Origin of the sequence: Pseudomonas sp. B21_DOA (assembly GCA_030544685.1) — a bacterium.
In the GTDB taxonomy this organism is placed as follows: Bacteria; Pseudomonadota; Gammaproteobacteria; order Pseudomonadales; family Pseudomonadaceae; genus Aquipseudomonas; species Aquipseudomonas fluorescens_AO.
The window spans coordinates 3,321,928-3,341,987 of the sequence record CP086683.1 but is presented as its reverse complement, the minus strand read 5'-3'; the positions used below and the strand labels follow the sequence as shown (position 1 = coordinate 3,341,987).

General features: G+C 60.7%; 17 protein-coding genes and 3 pseudogenes. 10 read left to right on the top strand and 10 right to left on the bottom strand.

Annotated features, from left to right (window positions below; all coding sequences use genetic code 11):
- Positions 1-37 precede the first annotated feature (37 nt).
- Both LJU32_15365 and LJU32_15360 read left to right on the top strand, forming a co-directional pair.
- A complete protein-coding gene (locus LJU32_15365; protein WKV87185.1) occupies positions 38-970 on the top strand; it encodes an MBL fold metallo-hydrolase in 933 nt (310 codons plus the stop codon).
- Between the two features lie 211 nt (positions 971-1,181).
- A complete protein-coding gene (locus tag LJU32_15360; protein WKV87184.1) occupies positions 1,182-1,430 on the top strand; it encodes a hypothetical protein in 249 nt (82 codons plus the stop codon).
- 14 nt (positions 1,431-1,444) lie between these two features.
- Here LJU32_15360 and LJU32_15355 read toward each other — a convergent pair whose 3' ends face one another.
- The gene (locus LJU32_15355) at positions 1,445-2,161 is read right to left on the bottom strand and encodes a class I SAM-dependent methyltransferase (GenBank protein ID WKV87183.1); all 717 of its coding nucleotides are present in this window, start codon (positions 2,159-2,161) and stop codon (positions 1,445-1,447) included.
- Between the two features lie 127 nt (positions 2,162-2,288).
- Positions 2,289-2,776 (bottom strand): annotated as a pseudogene (gene bkdR, locus LJU32_15350) (Bkd operon transcriptional regulator BkdR).
- A 185-nt stretch (positions 2,777-2,961) separates the two neighbouring features.
- On the opposite strand from bkdR, the pseudogene LJU32_15345 reads away from it, so the two are divergent.
- From LJU32_15345 to LJU32_15325, 5 genes and pseudogenes are all read left to right on the top strand, one after another.
- A pseudogene (locus LJU32_15345) lies at positions 2,962-4,196 on the top strand (3-methyl-2-oxobutanoate dehydrogenase (2-methylpropanoyl-transferring) subunit alpha).
- Position 4,197: 1 nt separating this feature from the next.
- Positions 4,198-5,256, top strand: coding sequence for an alpha-ketoacid dehydrogenase subunit beta (locus tag LJU32_15340; GenBank protein ID WKV87182.1), 1,059 nt, complete (start codon positions 4,198-4,200; stop codon positions 5,254-5,256).
- Entirely contained in the window at positions 5,257-6,531 is a 1,275-nt protein-coding gene (locus tag LJU32_15335; protein WKV87181.1) for a 2-oxo acid dehydrogenase subunit E2, read from the top strand.
- A 6-nt stretch (positions 6,532-6,537) separates the two neighbouring features.
- A complete protein-coding gene (lpdA, locus tag LJU32_15330) occupies positions 6,538-7,911 on the top strand; it encodes a dihydrolipoyl dehydrogenase (GenBank protein ID WKV87180.1) in 1,374 nt (457 codons plus the stop codon).
- A 242-nt stretch (positions 7,912-8,153) separates the two neighbouring features.
- Positions 8,154-9,173 carry a branched-chain amino acid aminotransferase gene (locus LJU32_15325; GenBank protein ID WKV87179.1) on the top strand — a complete coding sequence of 340 codons (1,020 nt, stop codon included), beginning with the start codon at positions 8,154-8,156 and terminating at the stop codon, positions 9,171-9,173.
- A 155-nt stretch (positions 9,174-9,328) separates the two neighbouring features.
- On the opposite strand, the gene LJU32_15320 is transcribed toward LJU32_15325, so the two are convergent.
- From LJU32_15320 to LJU32_15305, 4 genes are all read right to left on the bottom strand, one after another.
- Positions 9,329-10,150, bottom strand: coding sequence for a TIGR03915 family putative DNA repair protein (locus tag LJU32_15320; GenBank protein WKV87178.1), 822 nt, complete (start codon positions 10,148-10,150; stop codon positions 9,329-9,331).
- The gene (locus tag LJU32_15315) at positions 10,147-11,367 is read right to left on the bottom strand and encodes a putative DNA modification/repair radical SAM protein (GenBank protein ID WKV87177.1); all 1,221 of its coding nucleotides are present in this window, start codon (positions 11,365-11,367) and stop codon (positions 10,147-10,149) included. The genes LJU32_15320 and LJU32_15315 overlap by 4 nt, the downstream gene beginning before the upstream one ends.
- 154 nt (positions 11,368-11,521) lie before the next feature.
- Positions 11,522-12,841 (bottom strand): Nramp family divalent metal transporter, encoded by a 1,320-nt coding sequence (locus tag LJU32_15310; protein ID WKV87176.1) that lies wholly within the window; start codon positions 12,839-12,841, stop codon positions 11,522-11,524.
- A 146-nt stretch (positions 12,842-12,987) separates the two neighbouring features.
- On the bottom strand, positions 12,988-13,524 hold the full coding sequence (locus tag LJU32_15305; GenBank protein ID WKV87175.1) for a chalcone isomerase family protein: 537 nt from the start codon (positions 13,522-13,524) through the stop codon (positions 12,988-12,990).
- Positions 13,525-13,670: 146 nt separating this feature from the next.
- On the opposite strand from LJU32_15305, the gene LJU32_15300 reads away from it, so the two are divergent.
- Positions 13,671-14,444: a hypothetical protein gene (locus LJU32_15300; protein WKV87174.1), complete on the top strand. Its 774-nt coding sequence runs from the start codon at positions 13,671-13,673 to the stop codon at positions 14,442-14,444.
- A gap of 84 nt (positions 14,445-14,528) precedes the next feature.
- A pseudogene (locus LJU32_15295) lies at positions 14,529-15,085 on the top strand (hypothetical protein).
- Here the strand turns inward: LJU32_15295 and LJU32_15290 are convergent.
- The 4 genes from LJU32_15290 to LJU32_15275 form a co-directional block, all read right to left on the bottom strand.
- Positions 15,075-15,791 carry a prolyl oligopeptidase family serine peptidase gene (locus LJU32_15290; protein ID WKV87173.1) on the bottom strand — a complete coding sequence of 239 codons (717 nt, stop codon included), beginning with the start codon at positions 15,789-15,791 and terminating at the stop codon, positions 15,075-15,077. The pseudogene LJU32_15295 and the gene LJU32_15290 overlap by 11 nt on opposite strands.
- 206 nt (positions 15,792-15,997) lie before the next feature.
- Complete coding sequence (locus LJU32_15285) at positions 15,998-17,110, bottom strand: M14 family metallopeptidase (protein ID WKV87172.1); 1,113 nt, start codon at positions 17,108-17,110, stop codon at positions 15,998-16,000.
- A gap of 208 nt (positions 17,111-17,318) precedes the next feature.
- On the bottom strand, positions 17,319-18,098 hold the full coding sequence (locus tag LJU32_15280; GenBank protein WKV87171.1) for an ABC transporter substrate-binding protein: 780 nt from the start codon (positions 18,096-18,098) through the stop codon (positions 17,319-17,321).
- A gap of 276 nt (positions 18,099-18,374) precedes the next feature.
- The gene (locus LJU32_15275) at positions 18,375-18,803 is read right to left on the bottom strand and encodes a rhodanese-like domain-containing protein (GenBank protein WKV87170.1); all 429 of its coding nucleotides are present in this window, start codon (positions 18,801-18,803) and stop codon (positions 18,375-18,377) included.
- 101 nt (positions 18,804-18,904) lie between these two features.
- On the opposite strand from LJU32_15275, the gene ftrA reads away from it, so the two are divergent.
- Positions 18,905-19,861 (top strand): transcriptional regulator FtrA, encoded by a 957-nt coding sequence (ftrA, locus tag LJU32_15270; protein WKV87169.1) that lies wholly within the window; start codon positions 18,905-18,907, stop codon positions 19,859-19,861.
- Positions 19,862-20,060: the final 199 nt, after the last annotated feature.

The window sequence follows — 20,060 nt, the reverse complement described above, 5'->3', positions numbered from 1 at the left end:
CACCCTGCGTTTTAGCCCTGAGAACAAGGAGAACACCATGACCCTGCATCTGGATTCCTTCACCGCCAACCGCGCGGTAGCCCTGCAAAGCCCGAGCGAAGAACTGGTGCCGTCGCGCTACGCTCTGCGCCTGGGCGACATCGATGTGATGGTGATCAGTGATGGCGTGCTGCCGTTGCCGACCCAGACCATGTCGACCAACGCCGATCCCGCCGACCGAGCCGCCTGGTTCAAGGAAATGTACCTGGGCCCCGATGCGTTCGACTGGGCGCTCAACGTGCTGGTGGTGCGCAGCGGCGAGCAAGTCATCCTCGTCGACGCCGGTCTCGGTGGCCAGTTCCCCGGTTTCCCGCGCGCCGGGCAGTTTCCCAAGCGCCTGGCCGCTGCCGGGGTGGACCTCGCTGATATCACCGATATCGTCATCACCCACATGCACATGGACCACATCGGCGGCCTGCTGGTCGACTCGGTGAAAAGTCGTCTGCGTGAAGACGTGCGTATCCACGTCACCGCCGCCGAAGTGAATTTCTGGACCACGCCGGACTTCACCTACACCGACATGCCCGCGCCTGTGCCGGACGTCCTGCGCAGCACTGCCAACGCGTTCATCGATCACTATGAAAGCAAGCTGCAGATCTTTGAAGACGAATGCCAGGTTGCTCCCGGCGTAGTCGCCAAACTCACCGGCGGGCATACGCCTGGCCACTGCGTGGTCTACGTCAACTCCGGCGGCGAGCGCCTTACCTTCGCCGGTGATGCGCTGTTCCCGGTGGCGTTCGATCATCCTGATTGGCACAACGGTTTCGAACACGATCCGGCGAAATCGGTGGAAGTCCGAGTGCGCATGCTCAGGGAAGCCGCCGCCAGCGGCGAACTGTTCGTCGCCACGCATCTGGCCTTCCCATCGGTGGGCCGAGTGGCGGTCAATGGCGATGCGTTCCGCTGGATTCCGGCGATCTGGGATTACTGATTGCGGGTCTGAAAAAGCTTCGCCCGGCACTTGCCGGACGAAGCTGTTGCGGGAGACTTTAAGTGTCTGCGCCGGCAAGGTTTTCCGGCTCCTGAGAATCCTTGGAGAACCGCGTTCCAGAGCGTTTCGTTTCGCTGATCACCTGATCAGAAAATCCTTTGAATTTTTTTGTCGGACAAAATCATTTACGTATGAGCGTAAGGAGGAACTCATGCGTAGCACCGATATTTTCGTCATCGAATACAAACTGCACGACCAGCCAAAATCATTCGTCATCCGCGCCAAGAGTATGCGCAACGCCGACGCTTGGCATTGGGCGAGCTGTGACGCCGGTATTGCGCCGATTCCAAAACCGGGCAAACCGCCGTTGAAAGTCGTTTCCAAACCCCAGGCCGAGCGCTACGGCATCACTGATGTGAAGTGGCGCGAAACCGCAGCACTGGACTGGACGGAGGCATAGTCAAACGGCGCGGCTCAAGCGACTCTGCATGTCAGCCAGGCGCCCCAGAACAGACTGCTGAAAAACCGCGTCGCCTCACCGAACCCCTCGTCATGCAACAACGCCTGAACCGCCGCCTCCGAGTGCGGCGGATCAGCGCCCTGCAAAATCTTCCCGAGTTTCGCCTGCACCTCCTCGGCGGTGGCGCCCTGCTGTCGCCAGCGCTGGCTCCAGGCTTGGAGCAGCAACGGCTGACTTTCGTAAGCGTAATGATTACCGGCGACGATCAACGGCGCGCCGGGTTTGAGCCGGGCGTGAATGGATTGCAGGATCTGTTGCTTGGCCGTGTCGCCGCCCAAGTGATGCAGCACGCCGATCAGCGTCGCGGCATCGAAGGACGCGTCTGCCGGCAAGTCTTCGACATGGCCGAGATGTATTCGGGTTCTGTGCAACAGATCATTGGCGCGCAAGTGCTCGGTGGCGGCACCCAGCATCGGCTCGGAAGGATCGACTGCGGTGAAATTCCAGCTTGGCTCCAGCGCGGCCATGGCGATGATTTCCTGCGCCGTGCCACCTGCGCCCACCACTAGCACTTTTGCCGGACGCGACGGGCCGAGGCTGGCGGCCAGCATGCAGGCGGAAAGATCGTGACAGGCATCGTAGCCGGCCAGGGCAATCCGGCTTTGCCTGGCGTATTCATTGGCTCTGGAGTTGTCGAATTTGCCGGCGGGATCGATGGCGGGTTGAGTCATGGTGATTCTCCTTGTCCTTCACGGGCACGCTACGCCATGAGCGAACAGAAGAAAAATCCAATGATTTCATGGGGGATATTCCGCTGGGGAATACGCCGGCCCGCCGTCGTCAGGTCTGCCGGGCCGCTCAGGTGCCTAACGTCAATCCATTGGCCGGCAAGGGCAGCGCAGTTTTGTAGCGCACCTGCTTGAGGGCAAAGCTGGAGCGGATGTTCGCCACCCCGGCACCTTGGTCAGAAAATCCATCATGAAGCGTTCCAGCGACTGGATGCTCGGCACCAGCACGCGGATCAGATAATCCGGATCGCCGGCCATCAGATAGCACTCCATGACCTCGGGGCGATCCGAGATCGCTTCCTCGAAATGCTGCAGCGCCTCTTCCACCTGTTTCTCCAGGCTGACGTGAATGAACACATTCACATGCAGCCCCAGCAGATCGGCATCCAGCAGCGTGACCTGTTCGCGAATCAGGCCCAATTCTTCCATGGCCTTGACCCGATTGAAGCATGGCGTCGGCGACAGGTTCACCGAGCGGGCGAGGTCGGCGTTGGTGATGCGCGCGTTCTCCTGAAGGCTGTTGAGAATGCCGATATCGGTACGGTCCAGTTTGCGCATGAGACAAAACCACCTGTTTTTTATGTTTATGCAGAATTTCTATCTGCAAATGGTCGCCAGCGCAACGAAACACAGAGAAATATTCTTCTTGGCCGCGCCTATGATTGTTGTAGGACAAGATTTCCTCTACCCAGGAATGACTGCCAGCTCACTACAAGATATTCACAAGATCGAGCGTAGAAGCCATGACCCAAGCGTATGAACCGCTGCGCCTGCACGTCCCTGAACCCTCGGGCCGTCCCGGCTGTAAAACCGACTTTTCCTACCTGCATCTGACCGATGCCGGTACGGTGCGCAAACCTCCAATCGATGTAGAACCTGCCGACACCGCCGACCTCGCCCGGGGCCTGATTCGCGTGCTCGACGATCAGGGCAACGCCCTCGGCCCATGGGCTGAAAACGTGCCGGTCGAGATCCTGCGCAAAGGCATGCGCGCGATGCTCAAGACGCGCATCTACGACAACCGCATGGTCGTCGCCCAGCGCCAGAAAAAGATGTCGTTCTACATGCAGAGCCTCGGCGAAGAAGCCATCGGCAGCGCCCAGGCGTTGGCGCTTAACATTGATGACATGTGCTTCCCGACCTACCGCCAGCAAAGCATCCTGATGGCCCGCGATGTGCCGCTGGTCGACCTGATCTGCCAACTGCTGTCCAACGAGCGCGACCCGCTCAAGGGCCGCCAGTTGCCAATCATGTACTCGGTCAAGGACGCCGGTTTCTTTACCATTTCCGGCAACCTCGCCACCCAGTTCATTCAGGGTGTCGGCTGGGGCATGGCTTCGGCGATCAAGGGCGACACCAAAATCGCCTCGGCGTGGATCGGTGACGGCGCCACCGCCGAATCCGACTTCCACACCGCCCTGACCTTCGCCCACGTATACCGCGCGCCGGTGATCCTCAACGTCGTCAACAACCAGTGGGCAATTTCCACCTTCCAGGCCATTGCTGGCGGTGAGGCTACGACTTTCGCTGGACGCGGCGTCGGTTGCGGCATCGCTTCGCTGCGTGTCGACGGCAATGACTTCTACGCGGTCTATGCCGCTTCCGCCTGGGCTGCCGAACGCGCCCGGCGCAATCTCGGCCCGACCATGATCGAATGGGTCACCTACCGCGCCGGCCCGCACTCGACTTCCGATGATCCTTCCAAATACCGCCCTGCCGATGACTGGAGCCACTTCCTCTCGGCGATCCGATTGCGCGCCTGAAACAGCACCTGATCAAGGCCGGCCACTGGTCCGAAGAAGAGCACGCCGCCGTTAGCGCCGAACTCGAAGCCGAAGTGATCGCCGCGCAGAAACAGGCCGAACAGTACGGCACCCTCGCCGGCGGCCAGATTCCGAGCGCCGCGACCATGTTCGAAGACGTCTACAAAGAGATGCCGGAGCACTTGAAGCGCCAGCGTCAGCAGTTGGGGATCTGACATGAACGATCACAACAACAATATTCAGTTGGAAACCGCCATGACCACGACCACCATGACCATGATCCAGGCCCTGCGCTCGGCCATGGATGTGATGCTTGAGCGCGATGACAACGTCGTCGTCTTCGGTCAGGACGTCGGCTACTTCGGCGGCGTGTTCCGCTGCACCGAAGGCCTGCAGACCAAGTACGGCACCTCGCGGGTGTTCGACGCGCCGATCTCGGAAAGCGGCATCGTCGGCGTGGCCGTCGGCATGGGCGCCTACGGTTTGCGTCCGGTTGCCGAAATCCAGTTCGCCGACTACGTCTACCCCGCCTCCGACCAGATCATTTCCGAAGCGGCACGCCTGCGTTATCGCTCGGCCGGTGAGTTCACCGCGCCGATGACCCTGCGCATGCCGTGCGGCGGCGGCATCTACGGCGGCCAGACCCACAGCCAGAGCATCGAGGCTATGTTCACTCAGGTCTGCGGTCTGCGCACCGTCATGCCGTCCAACCCGTATGACGCCAAAGGCCTGTTGATTGCCTCCATCGAAAACGATGACCCGGTGATCTTCCTCGAGCCGAAACGCCTGTACAACGGCCCGTTCGATGGCCATCACGACCGTCCGGTAACCCCGTGGTCGAAACACCCTGCCGCGCAAGTGCCGGATGGCTATTACACCGTGCCGCTGGATGTCGCCGCCATCACTCGTCCGGGCAAAGATGTAACGGTGTTGACTTACGGCACCACCGTTTATGTGTCGCAAGTGGCTGCCGAAGAGTCAGGCGTGGATGCCGAGGTCATCGACCTGCGCAGCCTGTGGCCGCTGGATCTGGACACCATCGTCAAATCGGTGAAGAAAACCGGTCGTTGCGTGGTGGTTCACGAAGCCACGCGCACCTGCGGTTTCGGCGCCGAACTGGTGTCGCTGGTGCAAGAGCATTGCTTCCATCACCTGGAAGCGCCGATCGAACGCGTCACCGGTTGGGACACGCCCTACCCGCACGCGCAAGAGTGGGCGTATTTCCCAGGGCCGTCCCGAGTGGGTGCGGCGTTGAAACGGGTCATGGAGGTCTGAATGGGCACGCACGTTATCAAGATGCCGGACATCGGCGAAGGCATCGCAGAAGTAGAACTGTCGCAGTGGCACGTCAAGGTGGGCGATCTGGTGGTTGAAGATCAGGTGCTGGCGGATGTGATGACCGACAAGGCGATGGTCGATATTCCTTCGCCAGTGCACGGCAAAGTAATTGCGCTCGGTGGTCAGCCGGGTGAAGTGATGGCGGTCGGCAGTGTGCTGATCAGCATCGAAGTTGAAGGTGCAGGCAACCTTAAAGAGTCCGCCGCGCCTGTTGTTACGAAAGAGCCTGTTGCGCCGACAGTTGAAGCCGTCGTGGAGAGCAAACCTGTTGCAGCCGCGCCGCGCCCTGCCCCTGCTCCTGCCTGCCAAGGCCCGATGGTTGCTCGCGAACCAGACGAACGCCCGCTTGCCTCGCCAGCCGTGCGCAAACACGCGCTGGATCTGGGTATTCAATTGCGTCTGGTGCGCGGCAGCGGCCCAGCCGGTCGCGTGTTGCATGAGGATCTTGAGACCTATCTGGCGCAAGGTCAGTCGAACGCTTCGGCGCCGGCCGCTGCCGCTTACGCCCAACGCAACGACGAAGAACAGATTCAAGTGATCGGCATGCGCCGCAAGATCGCTCAGCGCATGCAGGACGCCACTCAGCGTGCCGCGCATTTCAGCTACGTCGAGGAAATCGACGTTACCGCGATCGAAGAACTGCGTGCGCATCTCAATGAAAAGCACGGCGCCAGCCGAGGCAAGTTGACCTTGCTGCCATTCCTGGTACGTGCACTGGTTGTCGCTCTCCGCGACTTCCCGCAGATGAACGCCCGTTACGACGACGAAGCGCAAGTCATCACCCGTCTCGGCGCGGTGCATGTCGGCGTCGCCACGCAAAGCGATGTCGGCCTGATGGTGCCCGTGGTGCGTCACGCCGAAGCGCGCAGCTTGTGGGACAGCGCCGCGGAAATTTCGCGTTTGGCCAACGCCGCACGCAATGGCAAGGCCAGCCGCGATGAGCTGTCCGGTTCGACCATTACTCTGACCAGCCTCGGCGCATTGGGCGGGATTGTCAGCACGCCGGTGCTGAATCTGCCGGAGGTGGCCATTGTCGGCGTGAACAAAATCGTCGAGCGGCCGATGGTCGTCAAAGGCCAAGTCGTAATCCGCAAGATGATGAACCTCTCCAGCTCCTTCGATCACCGCGTGGTCGATGGCATGGATGCGGCGCTCTTCATCCAGGCCATCCGTGGCTTGCTCGAACAACCTGCCACTCTGTTTGTGGAGTAAGCCTGCATGCAATCTCTGAACACGACGCTGCTGATCATCGGCGGCGGCCCTGGTGGTTACGTCGCCGCGATCCGCGCCGGACAACTGGGCATCCCGACCATTCTGGTCGAAGGCCAATCGTTGGGCGGTACCTGCCTGAATATCGGCTGCATTCCGTCAAAAGCGCTGATTCATGTCGCTGAGCAGTTTCACCAGACGCAGCATCACAGCCAGCATTCGGCCTTAGGCATCAACGTATCCGCGCCAACCCTGGATATCAGCAAAAGCGTCGAGTGGAAGGACGGCATCGTTGATCGCCTGACCACTGGCGTCGCGGCACTGCTGAAGAAGAACAAGGTCCAGGTTGTCAACGGCTGGGCGAAAATCATCGATGGCAAAACCGTGGAAGTCGGCGATACGCGCATCCAGTGCGAGCATCTGGTGCTGGCCACCGGTTCGACCAGCGTCAACCTGCCGATCCTGCCGATTGGCGGGCCGATCATCTCCTCCACCGAAGCGCTGGCGCCGACGTCCGTGCCAAAACGCCTGGTGGTGGTCGGCGGTGGTTACATCGGCCTGGAATTGGGCATTGCCTATCGCAAGCTCGGCGCCGACGTCAGCGTGGTCGAGGCGCAGGATCGCATCTTTCCCGCCTACGATGCTGAGCTGACGCAACCGGTACATGAAGCGCTGAAGCAACTGGGCGTGAAGCTGTACCTCAAGCACAGCGTTCTGGGTTTCGACGGCACGTTGCAGGTGCGCGATCCCGAGGGTGAAACCTTGAACCTGGAAACCGATCAGGTGCTGGTCGCCGTCGGGCGCAAACCCAACACTCAAGGCTTCAATCTCGAAGCACTGAACCTGGACATGAACGGTTCGGCGATCAGGATCGACAGCCGTTGCCAGACCAGCATGCATAATGTCTACGCCATTGGCGATGTCAGCGGCGAACCGATGCTCGCGCACCGCGCCATGGCCCAAGGCGAGATGGTTGCCGAGCTGATCAGCGGCAAAACCCGTGAGTTCAACCCCACCGCCATCGCTGCCGTGTGCTTTACCGACCCGGAACTGGTGGTGGTCGGCAGAACTCCGGACGAAGCCAAGGCTGCCGGGCTGGACTGCATCGTTTCCAGTTTCCCGTTCGCCGCCAACGGCCGGGCGATGACCCTGGAATCGAAAAGCGGCTTCGTGCGCGTGGTTGCTCGTCGGGATAATCATGTGATTGTCGGTTGGCAAGCGGTGGGCGTTGGGGTTTCCGAGTTGTCGACGGCGTTTGCGCAAAGCCTGGAAATGGGCGCGCGGCTGGAAGACATCGGCGGCACCATTCATGCGCACCCGACCTTGGGCGAAGCGGTGCAGGAAGCGGCATTGCGTGCGCTGGGGCATGCGCTGCATCTGTGACAGATGCAGCCGAATGCCGCTGTGGCGAGGGATTTATCCCCGCTGGGTTGCCCAGCAACCGCAAAATCGGCCACCGCCGAACGTCAGATATCTGAGCCAAAGGGGCCGTTTCGCAGCCCAGCGGGGATAAATCCCTCGCCACAAGCTGCGAAACCGCTCAAGAATGAAGTATTGTTGTGCCCATCCAAAAAACGTCAGAAGCCTTGAACCGTTTCGGCGGTTGTTCAGTGATAGAGGGTGTCATGGGTAACGAAAGCATCAATTGGGACAAGCTGGGTTTTGACTACATCAAGACCGACAAGCGCTATCTGTCGTACTTCCGCGATGGCGAGTGGGACAAAGGCACCCTGACCGAAGATAACGTCCTGCACATCAGCGAAGGCTCCACTGCCCTTCACTATGGCCAGCAGTGCTTCGAAGGCATGAAGGCCTATCGCTGCAAGGACGGCTCGATCAACCTGTTCCGCCCGGACCAGAACGCCCTGCGCATGCAGCGCAGCTGCGCGCGCCTGCTGATGCCGACGGTCGACACCGAGCAGTTCATCGAAGCCTGCAAAGCCGTGGTTCGCGCCAACGAGCGTTTCATCCCGCCGTACGGCACCGGCGGCGCGCTGTACCTGCGTCCGTTCGTGATCGGCGTTGGTGACAACATCGGCGTACGCACCGCACCCGAGTTCATCTTCTCGATCTTTTGCATCCCGGTCGGCGCCTACTTCAAGGGCGGCCTGACCCCGCACAACTTCCAGATCTCCAGCTACGACCGCGCGGCCCCACAAGGCACCGGTGCGGCCAAGGTCGGCGGCAACTACGCCGCCAGCCTGATGCCGGGCTCGAAAGCCAAGAAAGCCAACTTCGCCGACGCGATCTACCTCGATCCGATGACCCACACCAAGATCGAGGAAGTCGGTTCGGCCAACTTCTTCGGAATCACCCACGACAACAAGTTCGTCACCCCGAACTCGCCATCGGTCCTGCCAGGCATCACCCGCCTGTCGCTGATCGAGCTGGCGAAATCGCGTCTGGGCCTGGAAGTGGTTGAAGGCGACGTGCTGATCGACAAACTGGCGGACTTCAAGGAAGCCGGTGCCTGCGGTACCGCTGCCGTGATCACGCCGATTGGTGGCATCAGCTACAACGATCATCTGCATGTATTCCACAGCGAAACCGAAGTAGGTCCGGTGACCCAGCAGCTCTACAAAGAGCTGACTGGCGTACAGACCGGCGACATCGAAGCGCCAGCGGGCTGGATCGTCAAGGTTTGAATTGACGGTTATTGATGTTGGAAAGCCCTCCATTGAGTGATTGATGGAGGGCTTTTTGCTGGGCTACAGAAGATCAAAAAATCAAAAGATCGCAGCCTTCGGCGGCTCCTACACGGTCTCTGTAGGAGCTGCCGAAGGCTGCGATCTTTGATCTTCTATTTCAAAGCAATCCGCTTTCCGGCTCGACTGGCAATCCCGCTCGCCTGCCCATTCTGTTGCTTGCCCATTCGCGCCTGGGTAATCAATCCCGGGATCAATTCACCCTCCGGCAGGTTTTTCCAGAACCGCACCGGCAAATGCCCTTGCATGACCTTCGGGTTCAACCGCGCCGGGTTGAAGATGTGGCTGTAGTAGGTCAACCACAAATCGCCGTGAGGGTCATCGACGTTCTGTGCCAGTTGCTGCCATTCGATCGGGCACTGCCGTTCGTGAATCAATTGCTCGCCGTCGTAATAAACGCCGTCACGCGGCGTGGCGATCAACCAGCGATGCTGGCCCATGCGCCCGATGAAGTGCGCGCTGGCGCTGTGCAGAATGTCATGGGCCGGCTCGTGCCACGCCACGTATTGTGGACCGGGCTGATCCTTCGGCCGCTCGATAAAACGCACAAACGCATGCAGATGATGGGCCTCGCGGCTGACCTGTTTGATACGGCGCTGCAATTCGCTGCCGAGTTTATCGCCGGCCATCATCGCCGTGCGGTCGCCGTGACTGACGCGCCAGAGCACTTCATACAACAGGCTCCAGCGCTGTTCACCGCGATAGCGCGACGCTTGCTCGAGGGTGTCGAGCAGCGCACGGGGAATACGCGCCTGAAACGGCCCCTGCCCTTCCGGCACGTGATCATCACTGGCAAACAGATCGCCAACGCCTTCCGCCGCCCAGCTCACCAGACTTGGATCGATTTCATGGCTGAGCAACCAGCGCGCCTGCTGACGCCATGTGTCGAACAGATCGTCGCAATCGAGACTGATCATCCCCACAACCCCATCTGCTGCGGCATCGGCCGGTCGCGCAATTGCTGGTAGAGCATGTGGCTGGTGACTTCCGCCTGCTGCGGATGGTAGTCGCTGGTGATGATGAACGGCTTGGCCTTGGCCAGCACACAGCGCATCCGCGCTACGTCTTCGTAACGGATGCGGCGCTGGCGGCGCAGCTCGACCAGGCGCTCGGTGGTGCGCAAGCCAATGCCGGGGATGCGTGCGATCAATGACGCGTCGGCACGGTTGAGGTCCAGCGGGAACACGTCGCGATTTTCCAGGGCCCAGGCCAGCTTCGGGTCGATGTCGAGCGCCAGATTGCCCGGCCCCTTGAGCAATTCATCTGCGCTGTAGCCATAGCTGCGCAGGAGGAAATCGGCCTGGTACAAACGATGCTCGCGCATCAGCGGCGGCGCGGCGAGCGGTACGCTTTTCGGGCTGTCGGGGATCGGGCTGAACGCCGAGTAATAAACCCGGCGCAGACGGAAGTTGCCATACAGGGACTGGGCGCTGTGCAGGATGGTGCTGTCATCGGTGTCATCGGCACCGACAATCAATTGCGTGCTTTGCCCGGCCGGGGCGAACTTGGCCGAGCGCGGCTCGTTCAACACCGTTTGCACGCCGGTGTAGATGGTGTTCATCGCTTGCTTGATCGAGGTGATGTCCTTCTCCGGCGCCAGCGTCTGCAGGCTGGCGTCGGTGGGCAGTTCGATGTTGACGCTGAGACGGTCGGCATAACGCCCGGCTTCTTCGATCAAGGCAGGATCGGCTTCGGGAATGGTCTTCAAATGGATGTAGCCGCGAAATTCGTGCTCTTCGCGGAGCAACTTGGCGACGCGCACCAGTTGCTCCATGGTGTAGTCTGCCGAGCGAATGATCCCGGAGCTGAGAAACAGGCCGCTGACGCAGTTGCGCCGGTAGAAATCCATGGTCAGCGTCACGACTTCTTCCGGGGTGAAGCGCGCACGCGGCACATCACTGGAACGGCGATTGACGCAGTACTGGCAATCGTAAAGGCAGAAGTTGGTCAGCAGGATTTTCAACAACGACACACAGCGCCCGTCCGGCGTGTAGCTATGGCAAATGCCCATGCCATCCGTCGAACCTAGCCCGTTCTTGCCCTCGGAGCTGCGTTTGGGCGCACCGCTGCTGGCGCAGGAGGCGTCGTACTTGGCGGCGTCGGCGAGGATGCTGAGCTTGTCGATGATTTGCATGGCACGGGCTCTTTACTGTGTGCATATACAGTATAGGCTCGACCGCCGCGAAACAAGTTGACGGATGACCCCTCGTCGGCTGGCCATCTGAATTGCGGCTTGTGGGAGCGAGCCGGCTCGCGAATAGGCCCTGCCAGTCACCGCAACTCAGTGATCAAACCGCCCACTGCAATATCAACCAACTGTTCGCCCCGCTGATCAACACAAACAGCCCCCAGGCCAGCACCCGCGTGGGCCAGCGATTGACGAACGGCCCCATCAACTGCCGGTCGTTTGTCATGCGAATCAGCGGGTACAAAGCAAACGGCAGTTGCAGGCTGAGCACTACCTGGCTCAACACCAGCAGCTTGCCGATAGCGCCATCGCCGAGCAGCCATACGCCGATGAACGCCGGAATCAGCGCCAGCCCGCGGGTGATCAAACGCCGCTGCCAGCACGGGATGCGCAGGTTCAGATAGCCTTCCATGATGACCTGCCCGGCGATGGTCCCGGTGAAGGTCGAACTTTGCCCCGACGCGAGCAGCGCCACGCCGAACAACACACTGGCCAGCGCACCGCCCACCAGCGGATCGAGCAGATGATAAGCGTCCTGAATGTCGACCACATCGGTGTGCCCGGACTGGTGAAAGGCCGCCGCGGCGAGAATCAGGATCGCCGCGTTGACCAGCAGCGCCAGGGCCAGGGAACCGATGGTGTCGATGCGTGCCAGTTTCACCGCGTCCTGTTTGCTCGCCAGGTCCTTGCCGATCATCCGCGTTTGCACGATCGAGGTGTGCAGATACAGGTTATGCGGCATCACTGTGGCGCCGAGGATGCCGATGGCCAGATACAGCGGCGCCGCATCGCCGATGGCCGCCAGCGAAGGTTTGAAGCCCAGTGCGACGTCTGGCCAGTACGGTTTGATCAACAACAATTCGACGAAGAAACACACACCGATGGTCGCGACCAGCACCAGCATGATCGCTTCGAGACGGCGGAAGCCCCGGTTCTGCAGGGCCAGCACCAGCAGCGTGTCGAACGCCGTCAGAGCGATACCGAAGGTCAGCGAGCAACCGAGCAGCAAGTGAAACGCGAGAGCGCAGCCGAGCACTTCGGCGAGGTCGGTGGCGATGATTGAGATTTCCGCCAGCAGCCACTGCAGGCGCGCGGTCGGCGTGCTGTAGCGCTCGCGGGACAACTGCGCCAGATCGCGACCAGTGGCGATGCCCAGCCGCGAACACAGGCACTGCACGACCATGCCGGCCAGACTCGCCAGCAACACGACGAATAAAAGACTGTAGCCAAAACGCGAACCGGCCTCAATCGCGGTGGCCCAGTTGCCCGGGTCCATGTAGCCGATCGACACCAGCAGACCGGGGCCGGCAAAACGCAGCACACGTTTGAAGAAGGAAGCAGTCGGATCGACCGCGACGCTACCGGCGACTTCCGGCGGGCAAAACGGCGCGGTGGCGATTTTGGGCAAACTGAATTTCACGCACACATCCAGAAACAAACACGGGAGCCCGGCAGCTTAGTCGTTTCGCCCACAGCCTTGAAGAGCAAAGATCGCAGCCTTCGGCAGCTCGTACATGGGTAATGCGATGTCCTGCAGGAGCTGCCGAAGGTTGCGATCTTCTGATCTCATCGTTTCACCCCCAGCAACTGCTCGCGCAACTCGGGACTGCGCGTACGCGGGTCCAGCCAGATATCAAAAAACGCCTTGGCAAACTGCGGATCCTCGATCTCATGCTGAAGCTTCTGGCCGACAAAAAACCGCGCGCCCTGCCCCGGCAGATACACACCGGTAATCCGCGTGCCGGCCTGCACGTCGACAAACGATTGCTGCATTTGCGTCTGCCAGCCAGCCAATTGCGCAGAAGTGACCCGGGGACCGGCAAGGCGTTTGATTTCTTCGACGCTGGTGCTGACCAGATCGTCTCGCGAGATTTTGCGCCGGTAGATCAGCTCCAGGGCAAACGGCTGGCCGTCCGCCAGAGGCCGCGCGGCACTCCACAACCGCGCGCTGTAAACATCGAAGCCGAACACGCTGAAATCGCCGCTGCCGATGATTTGCGCCCCCGGCACTGCGTCCTGCCAATTGGCCCACGTCGGCGTCAGCAACAGTGCCCACAAGCCGATGCCACAACAGCCACGTACGAGCTTCGGTGTTCTGTTCATCGCCGTATCGTCTCCGCTGCATTCTGATGATCAAAGCATAGCCGGATTCGCGCCTGAATTTTTGTATACAAAAATTGCGAACATAGGCAGCAATCTTTAATCGGCAGTGCTAACGTGGCTCATCCTGACCCGACGGAGACACCCGCGTGCTGATCCTCAAACTGCTGCTGATTCCCGGTTTTCTCCTGCTGATTTCCCTGGCGGGCAAACGTTGGGGGCCGAGCGTGGCCGGGTGGCTGTCAGGATTGCCAGTGGTGGTCGGGCCGATTCTGTTCTTTCTGGCGATTGAACAAGGGCCGCAGTTTGCCGCGCAATCGGCGGTCGCCGCGCTGTCGGCAATGTTCGCGATGATCGCTTTCTGCATCACTTATGCGCAGGTGGCGCAGCGGGCGAACTGGCCGTGGGCGTTGACCATTTCACTGGCGGTGTGGGCCGCGCTGGCGACGGTGTTGTCGGTGATTCCGGCGTCCTTGCCGTTCTCGGTGATTGCGGCAGCGGTGGCACTGCTCGCTTCGCCTTATCTGTTCCCTGAGGTGCATCCAATATTGAACGGGCCAGCACCGAAGTCGGACAAACTGATCTGGCGGATGATCGCCGGTGCGGCGCTGACGCTGGTGGTGACGATGCTCGCCAGCACCGTCGGCGAACGCTGGAGCGGCCTGCTCGCGGTGTTCCCGGTGCTCGGCAGCGTCATGGCAGTGTTCTCGCAACAAACTCGCGGCCCGGCGTTTACCGCTGCGTTATTGCGCGCAACGGCGACCGGCATGTATTCGTTCTCGGCGTTCTGCCTGGTGTCGGCCCTGACGCTGCCGAGCATGGGCCTCAGCGGTTTTGTCGTAGGCGTGGCAGTGTCGGTGGCGATGCTCGGGGTGACCCGGCGTCTGCTGGCGCGGCCAGTGGCCAAGGCGCAAGCGCAATAACCGCCCGGACGAATCGCGCTGGAACGCCCGGCACGCTCCGTGGGATGATCGCCCGCCTCGCGCGACCATTCACCGGAGATTCACATGTCATTGTTGAGCAAAAAAGCCGTCGTCCTGATGCTGGCGGCCATCGCTGGTTTCGCCGCGATCAACGCACACGCCGCCAAGGAAAAGGTCAAAACCGAGAAGGTTACGCTGCTCGACGGCAAATTCGCCTTCGTCCTGCCCAAAGGCTTTGTCGCTGACCCGCTGCCCGCCAGCCCGAGCGGGGCCAAGGGCACGATGTACACCAACCAGACCACCAAGACCGTGGTCATCGCCGCCGAAAACCAGATCCCGGCTGGGCAGAACGTCAAGGACAACGACGGTGAGTTTCTTGACGGCAGCGTGTCGAGTTTCATCGACGATCAGCGCAAGGCCCTGCCGGACTTCAACAAACTCAGCGAGAAAAGCCTGACCCAGAAAGGTACCGGCCTGGGTCTGCGTCAGGTTGACAGCACCGCCACCCAGGGTGGTGGCCAGACGCTGAACACCACGCTGCTGGCCGGCTCGGGGACGAAGATGGCGCTGGTGCAGGTGATTTCCCGCGCCAGCGACAAAAAGGTCACGATGCCCTGGTCAAAGCCATCGTCAAGGATTGAGCCGCTGCAACCAGCCATTCAGATCGCGCAATTCGGCCGAACTGATGCTGTGGCCGACGCCCGGATACGCGTGAAACTCGGGCTTGTAATCGAGTTTCTGCAATAGCGCATTGGCCTCGGTGCCGTGACGGTAAGGCACCGGGTCATCGGCAGTGCCGTGGCCGATAAAGATGCTCAGCGGCAGCGGCGGTTGGCCAGGCTTGAGTTCGGCTTTGAGCACCGGCAACAAGCGCCCGCTCAACGCGGCAAAGCCGCCCACGGCCGCCGGGGCGCGCAGGCCGACTTCGTAGCTCATCATCGCGCCCTGGCTGAAGCCGATCAGGTAAACCTTGTCCGGCGCGGCGTGATATTTCCTCGCCGCCTGGGCGATAAAGTCGCGCAGTTTCTGACCGCTGACCTTCAGATCATCGGTCTCGCCGTTGTAGGCACCTTCGCCCTTCTTGCGAAACCACTGGTAACGTCCTTCGCCCAACGTCATCGGCGCGCGCACGGAAAGGTAGTTGTACTGCGCCGGCAGCTGAAATTTCATGCCGATCAGATCGGCTTCGTTACTGCCGTAGCCGTGCAGGAAAATCACCAGCGGACGTGGTTCGGCGTCGGCGTGGACCAGTTCGAGGTACTTGAGTGGCAGATCGGATTGCAGGGTGGTTTGCGCGTGGACGGCGGTGGATGCGAGCAGGGTCAGCAGGGCGAATAGTTTCAACATAAAGCCTTCCTTCACAGAGTGTCGGGTTCGCGGGGAGCCTAACAATCCTCCGGCTGAGGATCCAAATTTTGTGCTGTGGCTAATGCCGCTATCGCTGGCAAGCCAGCTCCCACAAGAATTGCGGCGTCTCCAAAATTTGAGATCAACCGCAACCCTGTGGGAGCTGGCTTGCCAGCGATGGGGTCAGCAAATTCAGCGAAGAGCCATCAGTCGTTGGTCAGCTTCCCGGTTCTAAAAGGCACCCGCCCCGCCACTTTCGCCTGCCAGATCCCCGGCTCGGTATAACGCCCGCGATCAATCGCAAACAGCACCCCGCTGGTGCCGGCGCGCACGGTGGTCACGCGATCCTGCAACGGGTCAACAACCTCGAACAGCGCGTCGCCCTGCTCGACCCACTCGCCAGCATTGCGCAAGTAACTGACCACGCCGTGGTGCGGGGCGAACAGGTATTCGGTGCCTTCAAACGGCAGACCTTCACAACATTCGCTCGGCGCCGCCGGCCAGTCGCCGCTGATGAAGCCCTGCTCGGCGAGAAAGCCCAGAATCGCCTCACAGTTGGCCTGCGCCTGATCGACACGAGTGTCGCCCATGCTGCCCAGCTCAAGCGTCGTCGCCAGGTTCGCCGGCGGAATCGCCGCGTGAGGAAATGCTTTGGCCAGACGCAACCACGGTGTAGAGCACGATTCATCGAACGAGCTGCCGCCGGAATCCTCGCAGAGCAAAGCTACGCCGGCCTTTAGTCGCGCCGCAAGAGACTGCCACTGCGGCCAGTGTTGCGGCAGCGCGTAGAGGTGAATCGCAGCGTCGAAATCGCAATGCAGATCGAGGGTGATGTCGGCGTCGCAGGCGTGGCGCAGCAACAGGCGATGCAAGGCTTCCAGTTGCGAGGCCGGAGCCGGGAGTCCCTCGAAGACCTGAGCCATGGCCTGGCGAATCAGCGCGACGTTGGCCTCGGCATCCGCGCCCAGACGCTCGCCAACCAGCGCCGCGACCGGGGCGCTGAGTTCGACGAATGCGCGGTTGAAATTCTTTCCGCTGCCGAGTTCGAAGCGGCCCATGTGATTGCCTTGCAGATGCTGATCCAGACCAATCGGATTGGCCACCGGCACCAGTTCGATAACGCCCTGCAAACGACCCTGCTGCTCCAGTTCGTTCAAACGCAGCTTGAGTTCCCATGCGGTGCGCATGCCCGGCAGTTCATCGGCGTGCAGGCTGGCCTGGATATAGACTTTCCGGCTGCCAGCGCCGTAACGGAACACGCTGAGCGAGCGCTCACTGCCCAAATGGCTCCAGGGCAGAACGTGGTCGATGCGTTGCATGGAAAACTCCTGAAATCTGGCAAATCCGGATCACTAAGATCCTTGTGGGAGCGAGCTTGCTCGCGAATGCGATGTGTCAGCCACCATAGATGCTGAATGTTAAACCGCATTCGCGAGCAAGCTCGCTCCCACTATGGATCTCTATCAGTACAACGAAAACATAAAAAAATGGCCACCGCGCAAACGGGGCCACTTTTTTCACGGCGTATTAATGGCCGTACACGTCAAAGTCGAAGTACTTGTCCTGGACTTTCTTGTACTCGCCATTGGCGCGGATTTCGGTGATGGCTTTGTTGAATTGCTCAGCCAGTGCGGTATCGCCCTTGCGCACGGCAATGCCAGCGCCGCCGCCGAAGTATTTGGCGTCTTCGTAGGTCGGGCCGACGAATTCGAAGCCTTTGCCGGCATCGGTTTTCAGGAAACCGTCGCTGAGGTTGACCGAGTCAGCCAGCATCGCGTCGATACGCCCGGACACCATGTCGAGGTTGGCTTCCTGCTGCGAGCCGTAGCGCACCAGTTCGATCCCGGCCGGAACCAGCACTTCGGTCGCGTAACGGTCGTGAGTACTGGCGCGCAGCACACCGACTTTCTTGCCTTTGAGTTCGGTCAGCGGGTCTTTCACGCCCGAGCCTTCCTTCATCACGAAGCGCGCCGGGGTGTGGTAGTACTTGATGGTGAAATCGACGTTTTTCTTGCGATCGTCAGTGATGGTCATCGACGACAGGATCGCGTCGATTTTCTTCACTTTCAGTGCCGGGATCAGGCCATCGAACTCTTGCTCGACCCACGTGCATTTGACCTTCATCTGCGCGCACAGCGCATCGCCGATGTCCACGTCAAAACCAGTGAGTTTGCCGTCAGGGGTTTTCATCGAGAATGGCGGGTAACCGGCTTCGATACCGATGCGGATCGGCTTGGCGTCTTCCGCCACAGCGGTCAGGGACAACATCGACAGTGCCAGGGCACCGAACATCACTAGCTTTTTCATTTATTACTCCCGTGCGGAGGCTTTTATTGGCAGCTTTCGATTCAGCATTCGGTCATGGCGTTCTAACGGCAAAAACCGAAGTGGCCGGCAGTCTATGGCGACGCGCGCGGGGGCAATTGTTTTTAAGCGACAAATACTTACAGAACATCGGCGCACGCATTGACGAGGATCAACGCGTGCGCCGTGGTGGTGCGAAGGCTGTAGGACAAGACTGTTTGCAGAGCAAAAAATGTCGTTTCCCTGCAGGCGCTGCCGAAGGCTGCGCGTACAGAGAGATCAGCATTCGCAGGCGATGGGTGTGTTGGCGACCGCCGCCGCGTTGAGGTTGAAACCTTCATCCAGCCATCCGGTGACGCCGCCGATCATCTCTTTGACTGGATAGCCCAACGCGGCAAATTTCACCGCAGCCTTGTTCGCGCCGTTGCAATGCGGCCCGGCGCAATAGACCACGAACAAAGTGTTTTTCGAGTAATCGGCCAAGCGCTCTGCCGTGAGCAAGCGGGTCGGGATATTGATCGCACCGGGCACATGGCCGCGGTCGAACGCCAACGGGCCGCGCACATCCACCAGAACAAAATCGACCTCCCCGGCCTCGTGGCTACTGAACACGTCGGAACAATCGGTTTCGAAGGTCAGACGATTGCTGAAATGCATCAGGGCAACCGCCGAAGGCGCGGCGGGAATTTCGCGAACCAGGCTGGTCATGCTGTGTTGCTCCTTTGTCTGTGGGGGATGAACGAACTTTATCGAGACGGCGGTTGCCGCTACAGTGGCGCGCAAGACACCGACCGGGAGTTTTCCGCCAAATGCCCACACAGCCCAATCTGGTTGCCATTCTCGCCTACGATCGCCTCTGCACGTTTGAGTTCGGCATCGCCGTGGAGATCTTCGGCCTGGCGCGGCCAGAGTTCGACTTCCCTTGGTACGAACATGCGATTGCCGCGGTCGATAAAGGCCCGATGCGCGCTATGGGCGGGATTCAGGTGCTGGCCGATGGTGGCCTGGAACTGCTCGCCGCAGCGCGGACCATCGTCATTCCGGGCTGGCGCGACCGCAACGCCCCGGTACCGCCTGCGCTGATCGACGCGTTGCGTCAGGCCCATGCGCGTGGCGCGCGGTTGCTGTCGATCTGCTCGGGCGTGTTCGTGCTCGCCGCCAGCGGCCTGCTCGACGGCCGCCGCGCCAGCACGCACTGGCGCTACACCGGTGAACTGGCGCAACGCTTCCCGGCGATCGAGGTCGATCCGGACGTGCTCTACGTCGACGCCGGTCAGGTGATCACCTCCGCCGGCAGCGCAGCCGGCATCGACGCCTGCCTGCACCTCGTGACGCGTGACTTCGGAACCCAGGTCGCCAACGCTGTTGCGAGACGCCTGGTCATGTCGCCACAACGCACCGGCGGCCAGGCACAATTCATTCCCACCCCGGTCAGCGCGACGCCGCGCAACGACCTGTCGCGCGTCATGCAATGGGCCCGCGAACGCCTGCACGAACCGCTGGAAGTCCGCGATCTGGCCAGTGAAGCGGCGATGAGCGAGCGCACGTTTTTGCGGCGCTTCACCGAAGCCAGCGGGCAATCGCCCAAGGCGTGGCTGCAACATGAACGGCTGGCGCGAGCACGGGAGTTACTGGAAAGCACCCACCAGCACACCGAGCAGATCGCCCAACGCTGCGGCTATCGTTCGGTGGAAAGTTTTCGTGTGGCGTTTCGCAGCGTGGTGGGCGTACCGCCGTCGGTTTATCGGGAGCGGTTTGGGCGGTAAGGCGATTTGTTGACCTGACTGGTCATGGATTTGATCTTCTTGCAGTCCTAACAACTTCAACACTTTCAGACGCGTCCTACATTCATCACTTCTTCGTTGCTTTAGCGTCCGCTTCGTTTTTAAACAGCGGACAAGGACGCTCATGGCTCGCAAGAAAGACATCCCCGGGTTCAAAACCCGCCAGAGGGAGATGGACACC